This window comes from Streptomyces sp. NPDC086080 (genome assembly GCF_044540255.1).
Classification (GTDB): domain Bacteria; phylum Actinomycetota; class Actinomycetes; order Streptomycetales; family Streptomycetaceae; genus Streptomyces.
In genome coordinates this window covers 191,251-210,652 of record NZ_JBITRU010000009.1, presented here as the reverse complement: position 1 = coordinate 210,652, position 19,402 = coordinate 191,251, and the positions used below count along the sequence as shown (strand labels likewise).

General features: G+C 72.8%; 19 protein-coding genes and 1 pseudogene. 4 read left to right on the top strand and 16 right to left on the bottom strand.

Features of this window, described 5'->3' with window-relative positions:
- Nucleotides 1-105 precede the first annotated feature (105 nt).
- From ACIF9R_RS14510 to ACIF9R_RS14465, 10 genes are all read right to left on the bottom strand, one after another.
- On the bottom strand, nt 106-993 hold the full coding sequence (locus ACIF9R_RS14510; protein WP_399979036.1) for a universal stress protein: 888 nt from the start codon (nt 991-993) through the stop codon (nt 106-108).
- A 137-nt stretch (nt 994-1,130) separates the two neighbouring features.
- Complete coding sequence (locus tag ACIF9R_RS14505) at nt 1,131-1,751, bottom strand: V-type ATP synthase subunit D (protein WP_399979034.1); 621 nt, start codon at nt 1,749-1,751, stop codon at nt 1,131-1,133.
- On the bottom strand, nt 1,748-3,157 hold the full coding sequence (locus tag ACIF9R_RS14500) for a V-type ATP synthase subunit B (RefSeq protein WP_399979031.1): 1,410 nt from the start codon (nt 3,155-3,157) through the stop codon (nt 1,748-1,750). The genes ACIF9R_RS14505 and ACIF9R_RS14500 overlap by 4 nt, the downstream gene beginning before the upstream one ends.
- Nucleotides 3,154-4,905 carry a V-type ATP synthase subunit A gene (locus tag ACIF9R_RS14495; RefSeq protein WP_399979028.1) on the bottom strand — a complete coding sequence of 584 codons (1,752 nt, stop codon included), beginning with the start codon at nt 4,903-4,905 and terminating at the stop codon, nt 3,154-3,156. The genes ACIF9R_RS14500 and ACIF9R_RS14495 overlap by 4 nt, the downstream gene beginning before the upstream one ends.
- A complete protein-coding gene (locus tag ACIF9R_RS14490; RefSeq protein ID WP_399979025.1) occupies nt 4,893-5,417 on the bottom strand; it encodes a hypothetical protein in 525 nt (174 codons plus the stop codon). The genes ACIF9R_RS14495 and ACIF9R_RS14490 overlap by 13 nt, the downstream gene beginning before the upstream one ends.
- Entirely contained in the window at nt 5,414-5,647 is a 234-nt protein-coding gene (locus tag ACIF9R_RS14485) for a V-type ATP synthase subunit F (RefSeq protein ID WP_399979022.1), read from the bottom strand. The genes ACIF9R_RS14490 and ACIF9R_RS14485 overlap by 4 nt, the downstream gene beginning before the upstream one ends.
- Entirely contained in the window at nt 5,644-6,060 is a 417-nt protein-coding gene (locus ACIF9R_RS14480; RefSeq protein WP_399979020.1) for an ATP synthase subunit C, read from the bottom strand. Before ACIF9R_RS14480 ends, ACIF9R_RS14485 begins: the two co-directional genes overlap by 4 nt.
- Entirely contained in the window at nt 6,057-7,547 is a 1,491-nt protein-coding gene (locus ACIF9R_RS14475) for a V-type ATPase 116kDa subunit family protein (RefSeq protein ID WP_399979017.1), read from the bottom strand. Before ACIF9R_RS14475 ends, ACIF9R_RS14480 begins: the two co-directional genes overlap by 4 nt.
- The gene (locus tag ACIF9R_RS14470; RefSeq protein ID WP_399979015.1) at nt 7,534-8,505 is read right to left on the bottom strand and encodes a hypothetical protein; all 972 of its coding nucleotides are present in this window, start codon (nt 8,503-8,505) and stop codon (nt 7,534-7,536) included. The genes ACIF9R_RS14475 and ACIF9R_RS14470 overlap by 14 nt, the downstream gene beginning before the upstream one ends.
- Nucleotides 8,505-8,999 (bottom strand): hypothetical protein, encoded by a 495-nt coding sequence (locus tag ACIF9R_RS14465; protein WP_399979012.1) that lies wholly within the window; start codon nt 8,997-8,999, stop codon nt 8,505-8,507. The genes ACIF9R_RS14470 and ACIF9R_RS14465 overlap by 1 nt, the downstream gene beginning before the upstream one ends.
- A gap of 157 nt (nt 9,000-9,156) precedes the next feature.
- Here ACIF9R_RS14465 and ACIF9R_RS14460 point away from each other — a divergent pair, with 157 nt between their 5' ends.
- Nucleotides 9,157-10,005 (top strand): CBS domain-containing protein, encoded by an 849-nt coding sequence (locus ACIF9R_RS14460; protein ID WP_399979009.1) that lies wholly within the window; start codon nt 9,157-9,159, stop codon nt 10,003-10,005.
- Between the two features lie 136 nt (nt 10,006-10,141).
- Here the strand turns inward: ACIF9R_RS14460 and ACIF9R_RS14455 are convergent, their stop codons facing one another.
- The 5 genes from ACIF9R_RS14455 to ACIF9R_RS14435 form a co-directional block, all read right to left on the bottom strand.
- A complete protein-coding gene (locus ACIF9R_RS14455; protein WP_399979007.1) occupies nt 10,142-11,086 on the bottom strand; it encodes a 3-carboxyethylcatechol 2,3-dioxygenase in 945 nt (314 codons plus the stop codon).
- Complete coding sequence (locus ACIF9R_RS14450) at nt 11,083-12,789, bottom strand: bifunctional 3-(3-hydroxy-phenyl)propionate/3-hydroxycinnamic acid hydroxylase (RefSeq protein ID WP_399979004.1); 1,707 nt, start codon at nt 12,787-12,789, stop codon at nt 11,083-11,085. The genes ACIF9R_RS14455 and ACIF9R_RS14450 overlap by 4 nt, the downstream gene beginning before the upstream one ends.
- Before the next feature lie 19 nt (nt 12,790-12,808).
- Nucleotides 12,809-13,669 carry an alpha/beta fold hydrolase gene (locus ACIF9R_RS14445; protein ID WP_399979002.1) on the bottom strand — a complete coding sequence of 287 codons (861 nt, stop codon included), beginning with the start codon at nt 13,667-13,669 and terminating at the stop codon, nt 12,809-12,811.
- Between the two features lie 228 nt (nt 13,670-13,897).
- Nucleotides 13,898-14,578, bottom strand: a complete 681-nt coding sequence (locus ACIF9R_RS14440) for an IclR family transcriptional regulator (protein ID WP_399978999.1) — start codon at nt 14,576-14,578, stop codon at nt 13,898-13,900.
- Between the two features lie 43 nt (nt 14,579-14,621).
- Nucleotides 14,622-15,257, bottom strand: coding sequence for a TetR/AcrR family transcriptional regulator (locus ACIF9R_RS14435; RefSeq protein WP_399978997.1), 636 nt, complete (start codon nt 15,255-15,257; stop codon nt 14,622-14,624).
- Between the two features lie 112 nt (nt 15,258-15,369).
- Between ACIF9R_RS14435 and ACIF9R_RS14430 the strand changes: the two genes are divergently transcribed.
- From ACIF9R_RS14430 to ACIF9R_RS14420, 3 genes are read left to right on the top strand one after another with little or no spacing between them, the layout of a single operon-like run.
- Entirely contained in the window at nt 15,370-16,902 is a 1,533-nt protein-coding gene (locus ACIF9R_RS14430; protein ID WP_399978995.1) for an FAD-dependent monooxygenase, read from the top strand.
- Nucleotides 16,903-16,952: 50 nt separating this feature from the next.
- Complete coding sequence (locus ACIF9R_RS14425; RefSeq protein WP_399978993.1) at nt 16,953-17,930, top strand: VOC family protein; 978 nt, start codon at nt 16,953-16,955, stop codon at nt 17,928-17,930.
- Nucleotides 17,927-18,787 (top strand): alpha/beta fold hydrolase, encoded by an 861-nt coding sequence (locus tag ACIF9R_RS14420; RefSeq protein WP_399978990.1) that lies wholly within the window; start codon nt 17,927-17,929, stop codon nt 18,785-18,787. The genes ACIF9R_RS14425 and ACIF9R_RS14420 overlap by 4 nt, the downstream gene beginning before the upstream one ends.
- Before the next feature lie 204 nt (nt 18,788-18,991).
- On the opposite strand, the pseudogene ACIF9R_RS14415 reads toward ACIF9R_RS14420, so the two are convergent.
- Nucleotides 18,992-19,120, bottom strand: a pseudogene (locus tag ACIF9R_RS14415) (methylmalonyl-CoA mutase); the annotation flags it as partial.
- Between the last annotated feature and the right edge of the window lie 282 nt (nt 19,121-19,402).

The window sequence follows — 19,402 nt, the reverse complement described above, 5'->3', positions numbered from 1 at the left end:
GATCCGGCGCGGGCGCCGGGCTGATCGAGGGCCGTACGGTCCCTCTCGTACACGGGCGGTTCCTCGGTCGAGGAGGAGTCCGCCACCTGGCCGGGGTGGTCGCCCTCAGCGCCGCCCGCCCCCTTCCCGTACCACGGCGACCGGACAGTGCGCGTGATGCAGCAGCGCCTGGCTGACCGACCCCAGCAGCAGCCCGGCGAAGCCACCTCGCCCCCGGGCCCCGGCCACCATCAGCCGGGCGTCCCGGCTCGCCTCGATCAGGGCCTCACGGGTGGGTCCGTGCACCAGCTTGTGCTCCACGGTCACGTCCGGGTGCCGCTCCTGATGCCCGGCCAGTGCCTCCGACAGCAGCCGTTCCTCCTCCTGACCGAGCGCCTCGGCCGGGTTCGCGTACGGCTCGGACGGGTCCTGCGGGGCGGGCAGCGGCGCGTTCCAGGTGGTCCAGGCGTGCAGCGCGACCAGGGTGGTTCCGTACAGCTCGGCCGCTTCGAAGGCGAACTCCACCGCCCTGTCCCCGGCGGGGGAGCCGTCGACGCCCACCACGACCGGACCGTCCGGACGGGCCTCCTCGCGTACGACCAGGACGGGGCAGTGGGCGTGCGCCGCGAGATGCACCGCCGTCGAACCCACCATCAGCCCGACGAACCCGCCCATCCCGCGGGATCCGACGACCACCAGCTCGGCGGCGCGCGACTGCGCCTCCAGCACCGTCAACGGCTCGCCCGCCACCACCGCGTCCGACACCTCCACCTCCGGTGCCGCGGCCCGGGCACGCTCCACCGCCTCCGCCACCAGGCGCTCGACCGAGTTCTGGATTCCGCCCCCGGGCGGACCCAGGGGCGACGGACCCAGGGGAACGTGCATGGCGGGCCAGAGGAAGGCATGCACCACCTTCAGCGCGGCCTTCCGCGCCCGGGCCTCCCGCGCGGCCGCCTCCACCGCGGCGAGACTCGACGCCGACCCGTCCACGCCGACGATCACCAAACCAGCCACTGTGCCTCCCGGGTCCGCAGCGTTTCCCGCTCCCTCCAGACTCACCCGGGTGACGTCCTGGCGCCATGGGACTCATGGCCCTCGCCCAGGACCGTCCGGCTCCCCTGTCCCGATCGCCGGCGCCCGACGTCGAACGGTCACCGGCCGGCGCCGCGAGCGGCCCACCGCCGCCGGACAGCGTCCTCGTGCTCGGACTGCTCCAGGGCCAGGCCGGCCCGGTGGAGTGCCTCCCGCAGGCGGGGAATCCAGTGGCGGCGCAGGGCGCGGACCCGGTGCCGGGTGCTGACGACCTCCGCGCCCACCAACTCGGCGGCGGCGTGAGCGGCGGCGTACTCGGCCGCGGCGCGCACGGCATCGGCACAGGCCGCCTCGGCGTGCACCAGGGCGGTGTTGGAGGGCGCGGCGGCCGTGGCGGGGCGGGGCGCCACGGACACGGAGACCGACGCCGGGAGGCGCACCCCCATGAGGACGGTCCAGCCGACCGACACCTCGGCGGGGGCGATGCCCGCGGCAGCCGACTCGAGGGCCGGTTCCCCTCCCAGCAGCACACCCCGGAGCAGCCAGGTCTCGGCCCCGGACAGCTGGTCCCGCCAGGTCCGGCCGGCCTCCTCCGCCACGCGCAGCAGCCGGTCGTGCTCGGTGCGGAGAATGCGCAGCTTGTGCTCCAGCAGGTCGGCTCCGCGCTCGGCGACGTCGAGGCTGTGCCGCAGACGGAGCCGTCCCGCGCGGCCGGGTGGGGTACGACGCGCGGCGGTCATCGTGGCACCTCCCCGTCGGGATGTTCGAGGTCCTGCGCACCGTGTGCTTCGAGAAGCCGTGCCGGAAGCATCGAGAGCTGACCCCGGGGCAGGGTGAGCAGGGCACGCCAGGCGCGATCCAGCGCGGTGCCGAGGTCGCGTGGCGCGTCGCTCGGCTGGTCGGTGAAATCGCGCAGGAACGCCTCCTCGAAGTCCAGGTACCGGCGGTCCGTCGGGTTGAGGGCCGCCCCGCCGACGAGGTCCGCGAGGTCGCGGACCTGCCGGGCCCGGGCGAGCGCGGCCAGCAGTTGGGCGGCGACCTCGAGATGGTCCTCACGGGTACGGCCGGGCCCCGCGCCCCTGCGCATCAGCCGGGACAGCGAGGACAGCGCGTCCAGCGGCGGATACACGCCCCGCGCGTGCGTCTCGGGCGAGAGCACGATCTGCCCCTCGGTGATGTACCCGGTCAGGTCCGGCACCGGGTGCGTGATGTCGCCCGCGGGCATGGTGAGCACCGGCAGCACGGTGACCGAGCCCGGCCGTCCCCGGACGCGTCCGCAGCGTTCGTACAGGGAGGCCAGGTCGCTGTAGAGGTAGCCGGGGTAGGCGCGGCGGGCGGGGATCTCGCCACGGGCGGCGGACACCTCCCGCAGGGCCTCGGCGTACGTCGTCATGTCGGTCATCACGACCAGGACGTGCCGTCCCCCGGTGAAGGCGAGGTGCTCGGCGACGGTGAGCGCGATGCGCGGGGTGAGGATCCGTTCGATCACCGGGTCGTCGGCGGTGTTCAGCAGCAGGACCAGTTCCCCGGCGGCGGACCGTTCCTCCAGGGCGTCGCGCACGAAGGAGGCGTCGGCGTGGGTGAGTCCCATGCCCGCGAAGACGACGCTGAACGCCGCGCCGGCGGCGGTGGCCTGCGCGGCGATCTGCGCGGCCAGCTCCAGATGGGGCAGCCCGGCCACGGAGAACACCGCCAGTTTCTGCCCGCGTACCAGCGTCGTCAGGGCGTCGACCGCGCCCACCCCGGTGAGCACCGGCTCGGACGGCGGCTCACGCCGTACCGGGTTGAGGGGAGCGCCGCCCACCTCGGCATGGTGGGAGCCGAACACCGGCGGGCCGCCGTCGAGCGGCTCGCCCCGGCCGTTGCAGACCCGGCCCAGCCAGTCCGCGCCCACCGGGACGCGCAGCGGGCTGCCGGAGAAGGCCGCCCGGACCCCCGCCGGATCCATGCTGGACGTGCCCTCCAGCACCTGGACGACCGCCAGGTCGCGGTCGGCGTCCAGGACCACGCCGTGGCGCACCTCGCCCGAGGCCAGGGTGATGCGTACGTCCTCGTCCCAGCCGATTCCCGACACACCCCCGACGACCGCGAGCGGCCCGCGCAGCTCGCGCACCGTCGTGTACTCGATTCCACCCGGCGGGTTCACGGCCGTATGGCCCCCAGCCGCGCGAGCATCGCCTCGCGCCGCTGCGCCACCCCGGCGGCATCGTGCGGGCCGGTGTCCTCACGGGCGCGCAGCATCGGACCGAAGTCCGTCTCCTCGACCGTGGACGCCGGGACGCCCGCGTCCACGAGTGCGCGGCAGCGGTCGGCGACCGCGAGGACGGCGTCGGCCAGGGCGGCCGTCTTCTCCGGGCCGCAGTACGCGTCCCGCTCCGACAGGGCACTCTGCTGGAGCACTCCTTCGCGGACCAGCCTCCCCGCCAGCACGCTGACGCGCTCGCGCGGGGGCAGGGCGGCGATGCCGATCAGGTCGACGAGATCGGCCAGCCGGCCGGCCTCCGCCAGCACCGCCCCCACCCGGTCGCGGCGCCCGGCCCAGGCCGGATCGCCGGCCGTCCGGTGTCCGGCGGCCAGCACCGGCACGTCCCGGGAGAAGGACCCCGCCCAGGAGACCGCCGGGTAGTGGCGGGCGTAGGCCAGGTCGCGGTCGAGGCTCCACACACAGCGCACGAAGCGTTCCGTGTGCGCGGTCACCGGTTCCGTCATGTCCCCGCCGGGCGGGGAGACGGCGCCGATCACGGTCACCGAGCCGGGGGCCCCGCCGAGGGTGGTGACGGCGGCGGCCCGCTCGTAGAAGGCGGCGACGGCCGACGCCAGTCCGGCCGGGTACCCCTCCTCGGCGGGCAGCGCGCCGGTGCGGGAGGCGAACTCGCGCAGCGCCTCGGCCCACCGGGAGGTCGAGTCGGCGATGACGACCACGTCCAGGCCCATGTCCCGGAAGTATTCGGCGACCGTCATGCCCGTGTACACGCTCGCCTCCCGGGCCATCATCGGCATGTTGGAGGTGTTGGCGATGACCACGGTGCGGTCCGCGAGACGACCGCCGGTGCGCGGGTCGCGGAGCTCCGACAGGTCGCTGATGACGTCGGCCATCTCGTTGCCGCGCTCCCCGCAGCCCACGTAGACGATGACGTCCGCGTCGCACCACTTGGCGATCTGCTGCAGCAGCATCGTCTTGCCGGTGCCGAAGCCGCCCGGCACCGCCACCGTGCTGCCCCGGGCCACCGGGAACAGCAGGTCGATCACCCGTTGCCCGGTGTTCAGCGCCGCGCGGCTGTCGACGCGTTCACGCGCGGGCCGCGGCCGGCGCACCGGCCACAGGGCGCCGGCCGTCACCCGGGTGCCGCCCACCACGGCCACCACGGCGTCCCCGGCGTACTCTCCGGCACCGGCGATCTCCTCGACCTCGCCCCCGCAGCCGGGTGGCACGAGGACCTTCGGCCGCACGGGACCCGCGCCGCCGAGTTCCCCCAGCGCCTGGCCCTCGACCACCCGTTCTCCCCGCGCCACCGTAGGCGAGAAGGACGCGGCGCCGACTCCGGCCGTCCGGCGGTGCGTGCCGGGCAGCAGCCAGTCGCCGGCGGTGGACAGAGGGCGCAGCAGACCGTCGAAGACGCCGCCGAGCAGTCCGGCGCCGAGGCGCACCGACAGCGGACGGCCCTGCGGCAGCGCGGGGTGTCCGGGAGCCAGTCCGCCCGTGTACTCGTACGCCTGGATCGTGATGACGTCCCCGCTGATCGCCACGACCTCGCCGGGCAGTCCGGCCGGACCGACCGACACCAGGTCGTACATGGCGACACCGCCCGTGTACTCCGCCTCGACCAGGGGGCCGGTGACGCGCAGGATCCGGGAGGCCGGCCGCCGGGCCGGGTCTTCCGTCAGGTCTCCCACAGAGTCCGCACCTCCCCTCCGAGCCGGTCCAGCGCGCGCCCGGCGAGCGTCGGCAACGACAGGTCGACCCGTCTCCCCGGTGCCCGGGCCAGCACGCCCCCCTCGGGGTGTCCGGTCACCTCGGCGCCGGGGCCGAGGAGATCACGGGCGCGGTGCTCCAGACGCTCCCGCAGCTCGGCGTAGCCCTCGCTCCGGCGCAGCGCACGGAGCTGTTCGCCGGCCTCGCGGCGCAGGTCGTCGTACGCCTCCCGGCGCGCGGCCAGCGTGCGGGACCTGGCCTCGCGCCGGGCCCTGACGAGGAGATCGCGGGCGGCGTCCGCGCCGTCGGTCCCGCCCTGGCGGCGGGCCTCGTCCAGGACGGCCCGCGCCTCGGCGCGGGCCTGCTCCAGCAGGGCGTCCGTCTCCTGCTCGGTGCGGGCCAGCAGCGCCTCGGCATCGGCGCGGGCGGCCCGCAGCAGCTCCGCCCGCACCGGGTGGAGGGGGTCCGCCGTCCGGTCGGGCGCCGGGTTCATGGCGGCATCACGGCGGTCAGCGGGCGGCGCCCCGGGGGAGCCGCGAGGCCGGACCGCAGTGCCTCGGCGGCGGCCGGGGTGAGGATCACCAGGTCGATGCCCTCCGGCAGGTCCCGCCAGGCCCGGCGCACGACCTCGGGGCCGTCGGCGACGAGGACCTGCACCCCGGCCAGTGCCAGGCCCCCCACCCGGGACCGCTCCCCGATGGCGGCGACGCGGCCCATGGTCATGCCTTCCCGATGAGGATGACCGCGACGACCAGTCCGTAGATGGCGATGCCCTCGGCGAGACCCACGATGACCATGGTGCGGCCGAAGAGCTCGGGCCGCTCGCTGAGCGCCGCCAGAGCCGCCGCGCCCGTGTACGCCACGGCGATGCCCGCCCCGATCGTCGACGCGGCCACCGCGATCGCGGCACCGATCAGCGCCGCGGAGCCCGAGCCGGAGGTCTCCGCGGCCGAGGTCGCGGCCTGCGCGGACCCTCCGCCGGCCGCCAGGGTCAGCACCACGGTGGCGGCCACCAGCAGTACGGCGTCGGCGCCGACCATCCACCACAAGGCCGGCCGGCCGGACCGCCGCAGCAGCAGGCGTACGCCGATGAACCCCGCCACGAGGACGGGCAGGGCCAGAATCCAGGTGATCACACTTCCTCCTCCCTCGCCGGACCGCGTTCGGCGGCCGCCCGCGCCGCGGCCTCACCGGCCGGGGCCGTGAGGTGCTGTACGGGCAGATGCCAGGGTGTGAAAGGCCGGCCCTCGGTCTCGAAGAGCCGGGAGAACAGCTCGTAGAACTCCAGACGCAACGCCTGGACGCCTGCCACCAGTGCCTCCAGCGCGAAGGCCAGGGCATTGCCGAGCAGGAAGACGAGCACCGCCGCGACCACGCCCGCCGGACCCCCGCCCGCCAGTGACGTCGTACCGTCCCAGACGATGGCCCCCAGGGCCGCATGGGTGAGACCGAAGGCGGCCAGTCGCGCGAACGAGACGACGTTCGAGCCGATCCGCACCACCACGTCGAACAGCTGCACGCCGGTCTGCACGGCGCCGGCCGCGCCGCCCGGCGTGCCCGCGTACACGCCCACGGCCGCAAGGCCCAGTCCGGCGGCGGCGACCGCGGCGCCCACGATCCCGTACACGGCCTGCCCCAGCCACACAGAGCCGACGAGGGCGGCGAGACCGAGGAAGACCGCCGCCCCGGCGACGCCGGACGTCGCGTACAGGGCCGCGGCGGGTCCGCCCTCCCGGAGGCGGTTGACGATCCCCGCGCCGTACGCGACGGCGAGCAGGACGGCGCCAAGACCCACGGCGGCGGTCAGCAGCCGCACGGGTTCCTCCAGCGGTTCCAGCCACAGCACGGGCAGGACACCGGTCGGGCCGAAGAACTCGCCGTACGCCACCCCGGCGAGGGTGGCGGCCAGCCCGGCCGCGGCGACGAACGGCCACAGCGGGCGCAGCGTCTCCGCCCGGCGCGGCCGTCCGGCCCGCAGCACCAGCGCGATGGCGAGCAGCAGCAGCCCGTGCCCCGCGTCGCCGAACATCAGACCGAACATCACCACATACGCGATGCCGGCGGGCAGGGTGGGGTCGAGGTCGGCGTAGGGAACGGTTCCGTACGTGGTGACCAGTGGCGTGAAGGAGCGACGCACGGTCCGTGGCCGGTGCCCCGGGGGCTCCGCCGCCGCGCCGGTCAGCAGCGTGGGCGGATCGACACCGCGTGGGGTCCGCAGCGGTATCAGCGCGCCCCCCGCGCCTGCGATGCGCGCGGCCGTCGCTTCCACCTCCGCCTCCGGGCACCACCCGGCCACGGCCGCGACCGCACCGTGCCGGACCGCACTGCCCAGCCGCTCCTCCAGCTGCGCCTCACCCGCCAGAAGATCCGCGCGGCCCTCCCGCTCCAGCGCCTCCAGGTCGGGCGGCGCGGCACTGAGCACGGCCCGTTCGGGCTCGCCGCGCAGACGCCGCAGACGCGACGCGGCCGGACCGCGGATGTCCTGCCCGCCGTCACCCGCCAGGTCGATCTCGACACAGCCCGCCTCGGCGATCCGCACCAGGGTCTCCCGCAGCGCCGGCTCCGGCGCCACGACGGCCACCCGGCGCATCCGGACCGGAACCATCGACTCAGCCCGGACCATCGAGGACCTCCGCCGGCCGGTCTCCCCGGCCCCCGCCGCGGGCGGCCAGTTCCAGCGCGCCCCGCGTGCGCCACGCGTCGGCCGACAGCAGGGCCACGGCTCCCACGACCGGCCGGGGACCGAACCGGGAACGGCGCAGCATGTCCCGCCCGTCCCGTTCCACGGCGTCCCACCACCGTGCCTCGGCCCGCCACAGATCCGCGGCCTCGCCGACGTCCTCCAGCAGCCATCCCGCGGTGTCCGGCAGCGCCTGCCGGAAGTCGGCGTAGGAGCGCGCGTCCACGGCGCGGGGCCCGAGCACACGCGCGGCCCGGTGGGCGGAGACGTCGGTGAGGCGGCGGCCCACGACGAACATCTCCCGGCCCAGCAGCAGGGCGAGCCGGGCCGCCGCCCAGCGCGCCGCGTCGGGCACGGCGCCGGCGAGCCGTACGGCGGCGGAGATCCGCATGCCGGTGGCGACCGCGGCAGGGGAGTCGCCGCCGGGGTCGCCCCAGGCCGAGGCCGTCAGCGCGTCGCGCAGCTCGGCCGGTGTACGGGTGCGGGAGAGCCGCGTCCAGGCGATGCTCAGCGCGCCCAGACGGTAGGGCGAGAGGTCGGCGCGTTCCGTTCCCGATGTTCCCGAGGGGGAGGAGCCCGCTACGAGAGCGGCCAGATGGCGTTCCGTGTTGGACATCTCGAATCCGGCGGCCAGTGCCCGGACCGCTGCCGTGCCGGCGGCGGGCTGCCAGCCGGCGAGGATCCTCAGATGCCACAGCAGGGTCGCCGTGATCGCCCGCTGGGCCTCGGCGGGAGAGCCGCCGCCCGCTGCCGGGACGCCCCGGTAAGGGGTGGCCGCCAGATGGCGCAGGGCGTCGTCCAGCGTGGGGTAGCCGGCCACCTCCGCGACGCCCCCGGGGCCGAGGCACCTGGTCCGCAGGACTCGGGCCCGGGTCACACCGGCCACCCATCCGGCGCCCATCACGGACCTCCCTCCTCGTGCCGTTCCCGGCCGGAGGCCCCCAGGCCCTTCGCTGCGGACGCGGGTGCCGCCGCGAGGTCCTCCAGCACCAGTTCCACGACACGGCCCGCGAGCACGGGCATCCGGTTGCCGGCCCGGTCGTGGACGGTGGCGGCCTCACGATCCGCTGCGGCCAGCAGCGACGCCGCTCTGCTCTCGGCCGTACGGAGCACCTGCTCGGCGGTGCGGGCCCGCACCCGCCGGGCCTCCTCGTGGGCCGCGGCCACCATGGCCTCCGCCTGCCGTTCGGCTTCACGACGGCGCGCCGCGGCGGCCGCGGCGGCCTGCTCGCGCACGCTCCGCGCTTCCTCCTGCGCCTGCGCGAACAGGGCGAGCGGTGCGGCGAGTTCCTCGCGGAGTTCCGCGGAACGGTCAGCGGGGACACCGGTCGGTGCGGCCCGGCCGGGCGCGGCAGCCGGCCGGAACCGGGTCAGAAAGTTGCGGAAACCATTCACGACCCTTCCCTTCAGACGGGCCCTCCCGATCCAGCTTCCAGTCTTCCCGCCGCGCGGTCCCCTGTCGTGCCACGTTGGGCCGTCCGTCCCGCAGGACTCCGCCCTGGATCGATGCGAGACTGACGGCACAGCTGAACGCCGTCCCCCGGAGGCAGCCGTGAGCGGCTTCGAGCACATCTCCGCCGAGAGGGAGGCCCGCAGGGCAACGCCGGGCCGCCCCTGGACGCCCCGCGAGGAACCACGCCAGGAGGCGCTGGGCCGCTATCTGGCGGCGGTCGCCGCCGCGGCATCGGCCAAGGGCGCCGAGGAGTCCGCCCCCGCCGCGTCGCCGTCCGCGGCGCCGGCCGGGCCCCGCCCCTCGGAGGAGGAACAGAAGACGCTCCTGGTACGGGACGTCATGCAGGTGCCCGCTGTCTCCGTGCCGGGTGACATGCCTTTCGTGGAAGTGGCCCGCACGCTCACCCGCGAGCAGGTGAGCGCCGTGCCGGTCGTCGACTCCGACGACCATGTGATCGGGGTCGTCTCCGAGTCGGATCTGCTGGCCAAGGCAGCCGTCATGGCGGAACCGCACCGGCACGGGCCGGTCGGCAGGCTGCGGCAGCACCGCCTGTACGACAAGGGCCACGGCGACACGGCGGCCACGCTGATGACCTTCCCACCGGTCACCGTCCACCCGGCGGAGCGGGTGGCGGATGCCGCCTGGACCGCCGCGCACGCGCGGTTGAAGCGGCTGCCCGTGACCGACCACCGGGGCCGGCTGGCCGGTGTGGTGAGCAGACGTGACCTGCTGCGGGCCCTGGTCCGTGAGGACGCCGAGATCCAGACCGATGTGGAGTCGATGATCAGCCGGTACCTGGCGGATCCGGGTGCCGTGCGGGCCACCGTGGAGAACGGTGTGGTGACCGTGACGGGGACGATGGACCGGGCCGTCGCCTCCGAACTGCTCGCGTCCGTGGGGGACCTCGACGACGTGCTTCAGGTGGTCGACGACACGGTCACGGCCTGAGAGGGCGGTGACTCCCAACACCATGGCTCTGGCACGTCCAGGGCCCGACCGGGCCCTGAACACCGCCTTCCACCCCACCCAGGACACCGCGGCCGACCAGCTCCCCGGCCACAGCCCGCCCGGCGCCGGTGGGCCGTCAGGACGCCGTGCGCGCTGCCATCACACCGAAGCCGGCAATGTACTCCCGGATCGGTCGGTAGAACGAGTGGGCCACCGTGTACGGGCCTGCGGCACCGAGCGCCGCGAAGGCGGCGACCCAGGTGCGGACCTCGTGGGAGGAATGCCCGGCGTCCTTCGCCATCTGCCCGGGGGTCATCGCATCGATCGGGGAGAGGTCACCGGAGGCGAGCGTCGCCATCAGGGCCCGGTCCCACTCCGGGTTGAGATCCCGGATGGTGGCCGTGCCCGCCGCGAATGCCTTCGCCGTGTCGATGACCCGCTGCTGCCGGGCTTCGCGGGCCGCGGCTGTGGGGTGCCTGCCATTGAGCAGCATCGCGCGGACGGTGTCGTCGGCGGTGGCCCACTGCGGTACCGGTGGGTCGTGGGAGAGCCCGCCGGAGCCGATCACGAGCACACGCTCGTCCTCGAGCGTCGTGAGGAAGCCGCCGATCGCCTCCCCGAGCCGGCGGACACGGCTCATCCTCACGAAGGGCTCCGCGACGCCGTTGACGAAGACCGGGACGGTCGGCACGGCGTCGATGCCGCCGAAGAGGATCTCGAGAGGCTGGACGGCGCCGTGGTCGACCTCCATGCGACGGGAGACGGCCACGTCGATGTCGCACCCCGTCACCCACCGGGCGAGCTCCTCGGCGCGCTCTCCCGGCACGTTCAGCGGGCCTTCGGCCGTGCCGTAGTCACCGACCCCCACCGCCCCGTAGCCGATGCAGAACGGCGGCATCAGGTCGTGGAAGAAGCCGTTGTAGTGGTCGGGTGCGAAGGAGACGACCAACGTGGGGTCGTATTCATCGACGAAGGCCCGAGCGACGTCGAAGGCGCCCTGGACCGCGTCGGTGACCTCGGCGGGCGGGTCGGCGTACTCCAGCAGAGGGCTGTGCGACATGGTGACGAGGGCGAGGCTCACTGCTGGACTCCTTCCCCGGCCAGAGACCCTGCGGCGACGACGGCGCCGAGGGCCCGGGACGCCTGCTGGGTGAGGGAGGCCGCAGCCACGAAGCGGTCGGGGCGCAGGACGACCAGGCCACAGGCGCGGACGTCGAACCAGTCCTTGAGGGCGCCGGTGCTGTCGCCGACGACCGTGACCGGTGCCGGGGAGCCGGCGTACCGCTTCTCGGCCCAGGCGCGCTGTGTCTCGGGCATGAAGGACACCAGTTTGACCCGGTGGCGGCGGACGAGGGCAAGATCGGCGGGGGAGAGGAAGGCCGTCGGGTCGGTGCCCCAGGTGGCGAGGGTCCACCAGTCGCCGGTGACCTCGTCGAGCAGGATGTCCGTGGCACCGGATGTGTTGACCCGCGGCTGGATGAACTGCATGCCGACCGGCGAGAGTTCGCCGGCGGAGTCGATGAACGGCGCCAGCCGGCCGCGTGTGAGAGCGGCCGCTGCCTTGCCCGGGGTGAGCGAGACCTGGTCGACCACGACGCCGGTGGCGTAGCGCGGCATGGGTTTGAACCGCAGCTCGGTGAAGTACGACTTCCACTTCGGCACGAGGTTCAGTGCGGAAGCGCACACGTCGCGCAGCCTGCCCCCGAGGCGGCCCATCTTCATGACCGTGCCGGCCGCCATGTTTATGTCGATCATGTCGGAGGCGTGTGTGCGGCGCTCCTCCGTGTAGGTGTCGAGGAGGGCGTCGTCGGCGTCGCCGTTGAGGACGGCGGTGAGCTTCCAGGCGAGGTTGGTCGCGTCACGGATGCCCGAGTTCCAGCCCTGGCCGAGCCAGACCGGCATCAGGTGTGCGGCGTCGCCGGCAATGAAGACGCGGCCCTTGCGGAAGTCGGTGGCCACACGGCCGTGGTGGGTGAAGGTGCGCCGGTTGATGATCGTCAGTGCTGCCGGGTCGGGGACGTGGCGTTGGAGCAGGGAGCGCATGAACGCGGGGTCGTCGACCAGGTCGGTGGGCTCGTCGTCGTGGAGCATGAACTCCCAGCGGCGGATGCCCTGGGGAAGCCCGATGGACACGTACGGTCGGCGCGGATCCGCGCCGAGGTAGACCGACGGGGTGCCGATCGGGTCGTTCTCGACATCGATGACCACCCAGCGGGTCGAGGGCGACTTGCCCTCGAACTCCACGCCCATCCACTTGCGGGTGAAGGAGGTGCCGCCTTCACAGCCGACGGCGTACCTGGCGGTGACGGTGACCGTCCCTGTGGTGCTGTCGTCGGCGTCGAGTTGCTCGGCGGTGACCTCGACGTGGCTGCCGCAGTCCTCCAGTCCCACGACTCGGTGGCCGAAGCGCAACGAGGCGCCGGGGAACCGGTCCAGCCCGGCGGCGAGCTCCTTGTCGACCAGCGGCTGGACGAAGCCGTGCTTGCGCGGGTAACCGAACTCCTGCGTCCTGGGGTCGTTGGTGGCGAGCACCCGTCCCTCGCCGTTGACCAGCCGGACCACGTGGTGCGGGACCGTGTAGGGCTGGATCTGCTGCCACAGGCCGGCCGTGCACAGCGTGCGGATGGATTCGTCGTCGAGCCCGACGCCGCGGGGGTAGTCGATCAGTTCGTGACGGGCCTCGAGCACGGTGACCCGGTGGCCTCGCGCACCGATCAGGTTGGCGAGGGTGAGGCCGACCGGCCCGGCTCCGATGACGACGACGTCGGTGTCGAGAGTGGTCATGGGCTGTGTCCGATCCGGGTCAGTTGTGTGTCAGGAAGTCGACGACGAGGCGGTTGAACTCGGCGGCGTGCTCGATCATCGCCCAGTGGCCGCAGCGGTTGAGCAGCACCAGCCGTGCGTCGGGGATGTTGGCCAGGAGCCACAGGCTGATCTCGTAGTGCAGGACCCGGTCGTCCTTGCCGTGAATCAGCAGGGTCGGCACCCGGATGCCGGGGATCCTGTCGCGGTCCACCTTGACCGGGATCGGGGCGCCGTGCGCGAGGCCCTCGACGTAGTTCCTGAGGTGGTCGGGGCGGGCGAGCGCGGCCTGGGAGCGGGCCCGGGTCAGCTCCGGCGTCGCGAAGCGCTCCTTGTCGTAGGTCATGATCTCGACGAGCGCCCTCATGTTCTCCGGGCTCGCGTCCTTGTACGCCCTGACGAGCACCTTCAGTCCTTCGCTCGGCCCGTCGCCCGCGCCGAAGAGGGTGGCCGGACCGCGGCCGAGCGAGGCGCCCATCGTCACCAGATGGGTGATGCGCTCGGGATGCAGCGTCGCAAAGCGGATCGCGGTGTGGGCGCCCATCGAGTTGCCGACGAGGGCGGCTTCGGGGAGGCCGAGCGCGTCGAGGAATTCCATGAGCGTCCGGTCGTGGTCCATGTCCCGTGTCGCCTGCGCGTCGGAGTCACCCCACCCCGGCATGTCGGGGGCGACGACACGGAATCCGGCGTCGGCGATCGCGCCGATGTTGCCCGAGAAGTTCGACCATCCGGTCGCGCCGGGGCCGGAGCCGTGCAGCAGGAGGACGGGCGCGGCGCCGTGCTCCCCGGCCTCGTAGTACCGCATGCGCAGGCCCGAGGGGAGGGCGGTGTCGCGCGCCGCGGATTCCTTTGTGAGGGGCATGATCGGCTCCGTGTGCAATATATGCACGTCATCAATCGATAGTTGCACGAACGCTCACATGGAACGCTGACGGCGGGGCGATGTCAAGAGGCGGCCGCACCGCCTCCGGCCCGAGGTGCGTGCGGAAGGCGAGGGTCGGGGCGCTTCCCGGCGTGGCCGGGCCGAACCGGATCACCCCAGTCGGCGACGCTCTTCCGGCTGCCTGATCACGGCCTCCCGCGGCACCCTTCAGGCCAGGTCGCCGCTCAGCCGTTCGGCCGCCGTCATGAGCGCCGGCGCCGCGTGTTCGGCGATCTCGGCGCGTGAGGTGATCAGGTTGAGGCAGGCGGCCGGGAGGCCTTCGACCGCGATCGGCACCGCCACCCCGTAAGCGCCGGGCTCGACTTCACCGAACGTCGCGGCGAAACCGCGCTCGCGCGCCTCGGTGACGTTCGTCTCCTCCCCTGGGGAGGGGGACTGCGCCGCGAGCAGCGCGACGCCCGCCGAGCCGCGCCCCAGCGGGTGCCGACTGCCCGTCTTGAAGCTGAGCCGGTACGACGCCCCTGGCGGCTCGACCACCGACAGGGCGACCGCTTGGTTGCCCTCGATCACCAGGAGCGAGATCGTGGCGCCGAGATCGGCGGCGAGGCCGTGCATGACCGGCTCCGCGGTGGCGCGCAGGGTCGCGTGGATGCCCGCGGCGAGCGCGGCGAGTCCGGTGCCGGTGCGGTAGCGGCCGTCGCTGCCGCGTGTCACGAGGTGGAAGTCCGCGAGGGTCGAGAGCAGCCGTGAGGCGATCGACCGGTGGACGTCCAGTTCCCCGGCGACCTCCTGGATGTTCAGGCCGTCGCTCGCCGTGCTGACGAGCTGCAGGGCGCGCAGACCGCGGGCGAGCGTCTGGGTTCCGGTAGTACGAGGGGAATCCGCCATGAGGCAGAAGCCTAGAGCCGGTGCCTGTGGCGGCTGTTCCCGGTCATGCGCCGAGAGCCTTCCTGCCGAGGGCCGACAGCGCGGTGGCGAGCTGTTCCATGAGGTGCTCGTGGGTGACGGCGGGGTTTGCCTGGAGCGCCAGGAACGCGCCGTCGAAGCCGGCGAGGGCGAAGTCGACGGTGTCGTCGGCCGCCTGCCCGGCCCGCTCGGGGGCGACGGTGCTGAAGGCGTGGGTGAGCAGTGCGCGGAGGTTGGAGCGCGCGCGGACGCGCACCCGTTCGACGATCTCGGTCGTCTCGCGGGCGTTGCTGCTGAGCAGGAGCAGCACGAACAACCGCAGGAACTCGGGATGCCCGACGAAGGCGGCGCCGGCGGCGCCGAGCGCGCGGTGCAGGTACACCTCGGGTGTGTCGCCCGGCTCGGGTTCGGGCGTGGTGATGCTTGCGAAGAAGCGGTCGGCCCCGCGCTCCATGACTGCGGCGAGGATGCCCTGCTTGGAGTTGAAGTGCCAGTAGATCGAACTGTTGGGCAGCCCTGACGCGCGGGCGATGTCGGCGATGCTCGTGCCGTCGAAGCCGCGCAGCGACATCATGCGTGCGGCGGCGTCGAGGATCTCGTCACGTGATCGTTCGCCCTGGAGGCGGCGCTTGTTCTGACGCCCGGCGGCTGTGGTCGGCATTCCTGGATTCTATCTGGAGCGATCGCTCCAGACCCTTGACACCTTTTTTCGGGACCCGTCTAATGGCTGGCACGTTCCTGTCTGGAACCTTCGATACAGAACTGGGGCATGCATGCGTCCTCACGATTACGACACCGACGTCGCGATCATCGGTTACGGCCCCTCGGGCGTCGCCGCCGCCAACGCACTCGGCTCGCTCGGCGTCAGCGCGACCGCGTTCGAGCGTGAAAGCGACATCTACGGCCGTGCCCGCGCCGTCACGGTGAACGACTGGACGATGCGCCTCTTCCAGCAGGTCGGACTCGACGAGCGCGTCAAGGCCCACATGGACCCCACCGTCGCCCTGCGCTGGGTCACCTATGACGGCACCGAGCTGTTGCGCCTGCCGTTCCCGCCCGGCCGGCTCGGCCACGCGACCGCGTACTCGATCTACCAGCCCGCCATGGAGCAGACCCTCCGCGACGGGGCCGCCCGGTTCGGCGACAGGATCCGGGTCGAGTACGGCGTCGAGGTGACCGACGTGGCCCAGGACACCGACGGCGTCACGGTCACCACGCGCGACCTCGCCACCGGCGAGTCCGCCATGACGCGGGCCCGCTACGCCCTCGCCTGCTACGGCGGCGAACCCGCGACCCGCGAGCGCCTGGGCGTCAACCTCCTCGGCGACACCCTGAACGTTCGCTGGGTCGTCATCGACGGCAAGGTCAAGCGCTGGTGGCCCGACCGCCACATCCTCACCTTCTGGTCCGACAAGGAGCGCCCCGTCGTCGACATCGCGCTCGGCCGCGACAACCACCGCTGGGAGATCCCGCTCAAGCCCGGGGAGACCGACGCGGACTTCGCCACCCATGAGGACGTCTGGCCCCTGCTGGAGTCGCTCGGGGTCTCGCGCGACGACATCGACATCCACGGCCACGCCTTCTACACCCACCACATCCGTTCCGCCGAGTCGTGGCGCGTCGGCGAGCGCGTCTTCCTGCTCGGCGACGCCGCCCACCTGATGCCGCCGTGGGCCGGTTCGGGCATGCAGTCGGGCATCCGCGACGCGTTCAACATCGCGTGGAAGCTCGCCGGCGTGCTCGGCGGCTCGCTCCCCGCTTCGATCCTGGACACCTACGAGGCGGAGCGCCGGCCCAACGTCGACTTCTACACCGAGGTCTCGGTCCAACTGGGCCGCATCATCAAGCAGGAACTCTCCGAAGAGGAGCAGGCCGCTCTGGCCACCCAGTCGGAAGAACTGCCGCCGCTGCTCTGGCCGCCGTTCTACGTCGCCGGCTGGTTCACGGGTGCCGCGGCACCCGACAGCACGGTCGGCAAGATGATCCCGCAGCCGCGCGCCGCCACCGTCAACGGCCTCATCGGTCGGCTCGACGACCTGCTCGGCGACGGCTTCGTCGTACTCGGCGACAACGTCGACCCGAAGACCGTGCTGTCGGCCGGGGAAAAGGCCGGCTGGGACGCCCTCGGCGCGCGCTACCTCACCGTCCGCGCCGCCGACCAGGGCACCGAGACCTCCGACGAGATCGTCGACATCGACGGCACCCTCATCGGCTGGCTGCGCGAGCGCGGCGCCCGTGTGGTCGCCGTACGCCCCGACCGCTTCGTGGCCGCCGCCGATCCCACCGGCCTCTCCGTTCCCGCCTGACCACCTGATCGATCCCGCCCGACCTCCTGCCGATCCTTAAGGAAAACGACATGTCCGCAACGATCAAAGAACTTGCCTACGTCGGTATCGAGGCCGACGACCTGGACGCCTGGAGCGGCTTCGCGGGGCAGCTTCTCGGCCTGATGCCGGCCCGCCACGAGGACGACATCCGCACCTTCCGGCTCGACGACCGCGTCCACCGCACGATCATCGTGCGGGGCCCCCGCAACGACCTGGCCTTCGCCGGCTTCGACTGCGGCTCCGACGCCGATCTCGACGAAGTCGTCGCGCTGCTGCGCAGCCAGGGGCACGACGTCACCGACACCGACCCCGGACTCGCGGCCGAACGCGGAGTGGCCCGCATCCACGTCACCGCCGACCCCGAGGGCAACCGCGTCGAACTGCTCGTCGGCCTGAAGAAGGCCGACGAGCCGTACACCAACCAGGTCAACAAGTACGGCTTCCAGACCCGCCAGGGCGGCGCCGGCCACATGGTCCTGCTCTGCACGCCCGGCGGCGGCCGCGAGCGGATGCTCGAGTTCTACGGCCACCTCGGCTTCAAGCTGTCGGACTACATCAAGGACGAGGTCGCGCCCGGCGTCGTCGTCGACATCGCCTTCACCCACTGCAACGGCCGTCACCACACACTGGCCTTCGCTGAGATGCCGGCGCCGTTCAAGCTCCACCACTTCATGATCGAGAACAACAACATGTCGGACGTGGGCCTGGCCTACGACCGTGTCGTCGAGGCGGGGGTCCCGCTGCTCTACACCCTGGGCATGCACCCCAACGACAAGATGTTCTCCTTCTACGCCCACTCCCCCTCGGGCATCGCGGTCGAGTACGGCTGGGGCGGCCTGATCATCGAGGACGACGACACCTGGGAGATCACCGAGTACGACTCCGTCAGCGCGTGGGGCCACAAGAACCCGATGGAGCTCGGCACGTCCCTCGTCGCGCTGGCCGAGCGCGGTCGGGAACTTCAGGAGGCGGCCATGAAGGCGGCGGCCGAGGAGGCTGCCAAGTGACGACGAGCACTGCCGACAGCCTGGAGGTCCGCGCCCAGGACATCCAGGCGGGCGGACACCGGCTGCGGGTCCACACCTGCGGCGATCCGTCCAAGCCCGCGATCCTCTTCGTCCACGGCTCGGGGCCGGGGGCCGGCGCACTCTCCAACTGGGCGCACCTGATGCCGTCGTTCGCCGAGGACCACTACTGCGTCGCACCCGACGTCCTGGGGTTCGGCGACTCCGAGCACCCTGACCCCGCCCCGGCCGGGGGCATGCCGGCGTACACCACCCTGCGCGCCCGGTCACTGATCGCGCTGCTCGACGCCCTGGGCATCGCCGAGGCGCACTTCGTCGGCAATTCGATGGGCGGCATGATCACGCTTCGTGTCGCTCAGATCGAGCCTGCCCGCATCGACAAGATGATCCTCATGGGCAGTGGTGGAGCGCCGATCCCGCCGAGCGCGGACCTGATGAAGCTGATCACCTTCTACCAGGACCCGTCGCCCGAGGCGATGGCCGACCTCCTCGTACGGTTCGTCGACGACACAGGTCTCTTCGCCGGCAAGCTCGAGGAGATCGCGCTCACCCGGCTCGCGCTGGCCACCCGCGACGACGTGCGCCGTTCGCACCTGGCGACGTTCGACCCCGAGTACGGACCAGTCACATACAGCGAGGACGAGCTGGCAGCCATCCACCATCAGGCCCTCGTACTGCACGGCCGTGAAGACCGCATGCTCCCGGTGGCGGCCGGCTATTACCTGGCCGAGAACCTTCCGAACGCCCGGCTCCACGTGCTTCCGCACGCCGGCCACTGGATCCAGATCGAGCGGGCGGCCGACTTCACCGCACAGACGAAGCTGTTCCTTGACGGATGAGAGGGTGGTACGTGAGCTGATGTCCGTTTCGCGCTTTCGGGCGGGCGCCTGAGCCGCCCGCGTCAGCGTGCCGTCTCCCGCGCTTCCGTCCGCCCGGCGCCGAGCGCGTCGACAGCCTCGACAATGCCGCGGATGTCCGCGCCGGGGAGTGAACACCGTGTCCACGCCCATGGCTTCGAGCGAGCGGATGTCGGCGTCCGGGATGAGGCCGCCGACCAGCAGGCGGACGTCGCTCGCCCCCTCCCGGGCCGGCAGCTCGATCACCCGCCGCACGATCGTCAGATGGGCGCCCGACAGAACGGACAGGCCGAGAAGGGGTGCGTCCTCGGCGATGACGGCGGCGACGATCTGCTCGGGCGTCTGGTTGTCGAGCAGGAGGTCGATCCGTTCACGTGCCGTCAGCCTGCCCTTGGCGTGCTGCTTCTCGACGGCGCGTGCGGAGTCGGCGTGCGTCGCCTCTTCGATACGACGCGTCAGATCCGCGAGCTTGCCCGCGGTCGTGTGTGCGAGATCCACACCGGCCTCCTGCCGGAACTCAATCTGTCATGGGCGGTACTCAGTACCATGAGGGGAGGGAAGTAGTGGCAGGACGTCGAGCAGGGAAGAATGAACGCC

Coding starts and splice junctions, on each gene's coding strand:
- ACIF9R_RS14445 (WP_399979002.1), bottom strand. CDS start 13,669: ATGCCCCTCACAAAGGAATCCGCGGCGCGCGACACCGCCCTCCCCTCG.
- ACIF9R_RS14425 (WP_399978993.1), top strand. CDS start 16,953: ATGTCCGCAACGATCAAAGAACTTGCCTACGTCGGTATCGAGGCCGAC.
- ACIF9R_RS14440 (WP_399978999.1), bottom strand. CDS start 14,578: ATGGCGGATTCCCCTCGTACTACCGGAACCCAGACGCTCGCCCGCGGT.
- ACIF9R_RS14450 (WP_399979004.1), bottom strand. CDS start 12,789: ATGACCACTCTCGACACCGACGTCGTCGTCATCGGAGCCGGGCCGGTC.
- ACIF9R_RS14490 (WP_399979025.1), bottom strand. CDS start 5,417: ATGAACCCGGCGCCCGACCGGACGGCGGACCCCCTCCACCCGGTGCGG.
- ACIF9R_RS14475 (WP_399979017.1), bottom strand. CDS start 7,547: ATGGTCCGGGCTGAGTCGATGGTTCCGGTCCGGATGCGCCGGGTGGCC.
- ACIF9R_RS14505 (WP_399979034.1), bottom strand. CDS start 1,751: ATGACCGCCGCGCGTCGTACCCCACCCGGCCGCGCGGGACGGCTCCGT.
- ACIF9R_RS14435 (WP_399978997.1), bottom strand. CDS start 15,257: ATGCCGACCACAGCCGCCGGGCGTCAGAACAAGCGCCGCCTCCAGGGC.
- ACIF9R_RS14430 (WP_399978995.1), top strand. CDS start 15,370: ATGCGTCCTCACGATTACGACACCGACGTCGCGATCATCGGTTACGGC.
- ACIF9R_RS14470 (WP_399979015.1), bottom strand. CDS start 8,505: ATGGGCGCCGGATGGGTGGCCGGTGTGACCCGGGCCCGAGTCCTGCGG.
- ACIF9R_RS14485 (WP_399979022.1), bottom strand. CDS start 5,647: ATGACCATGGGCCGCGTCGCCGCCATCGGGGAGCGGTCCCGGGTGGGG.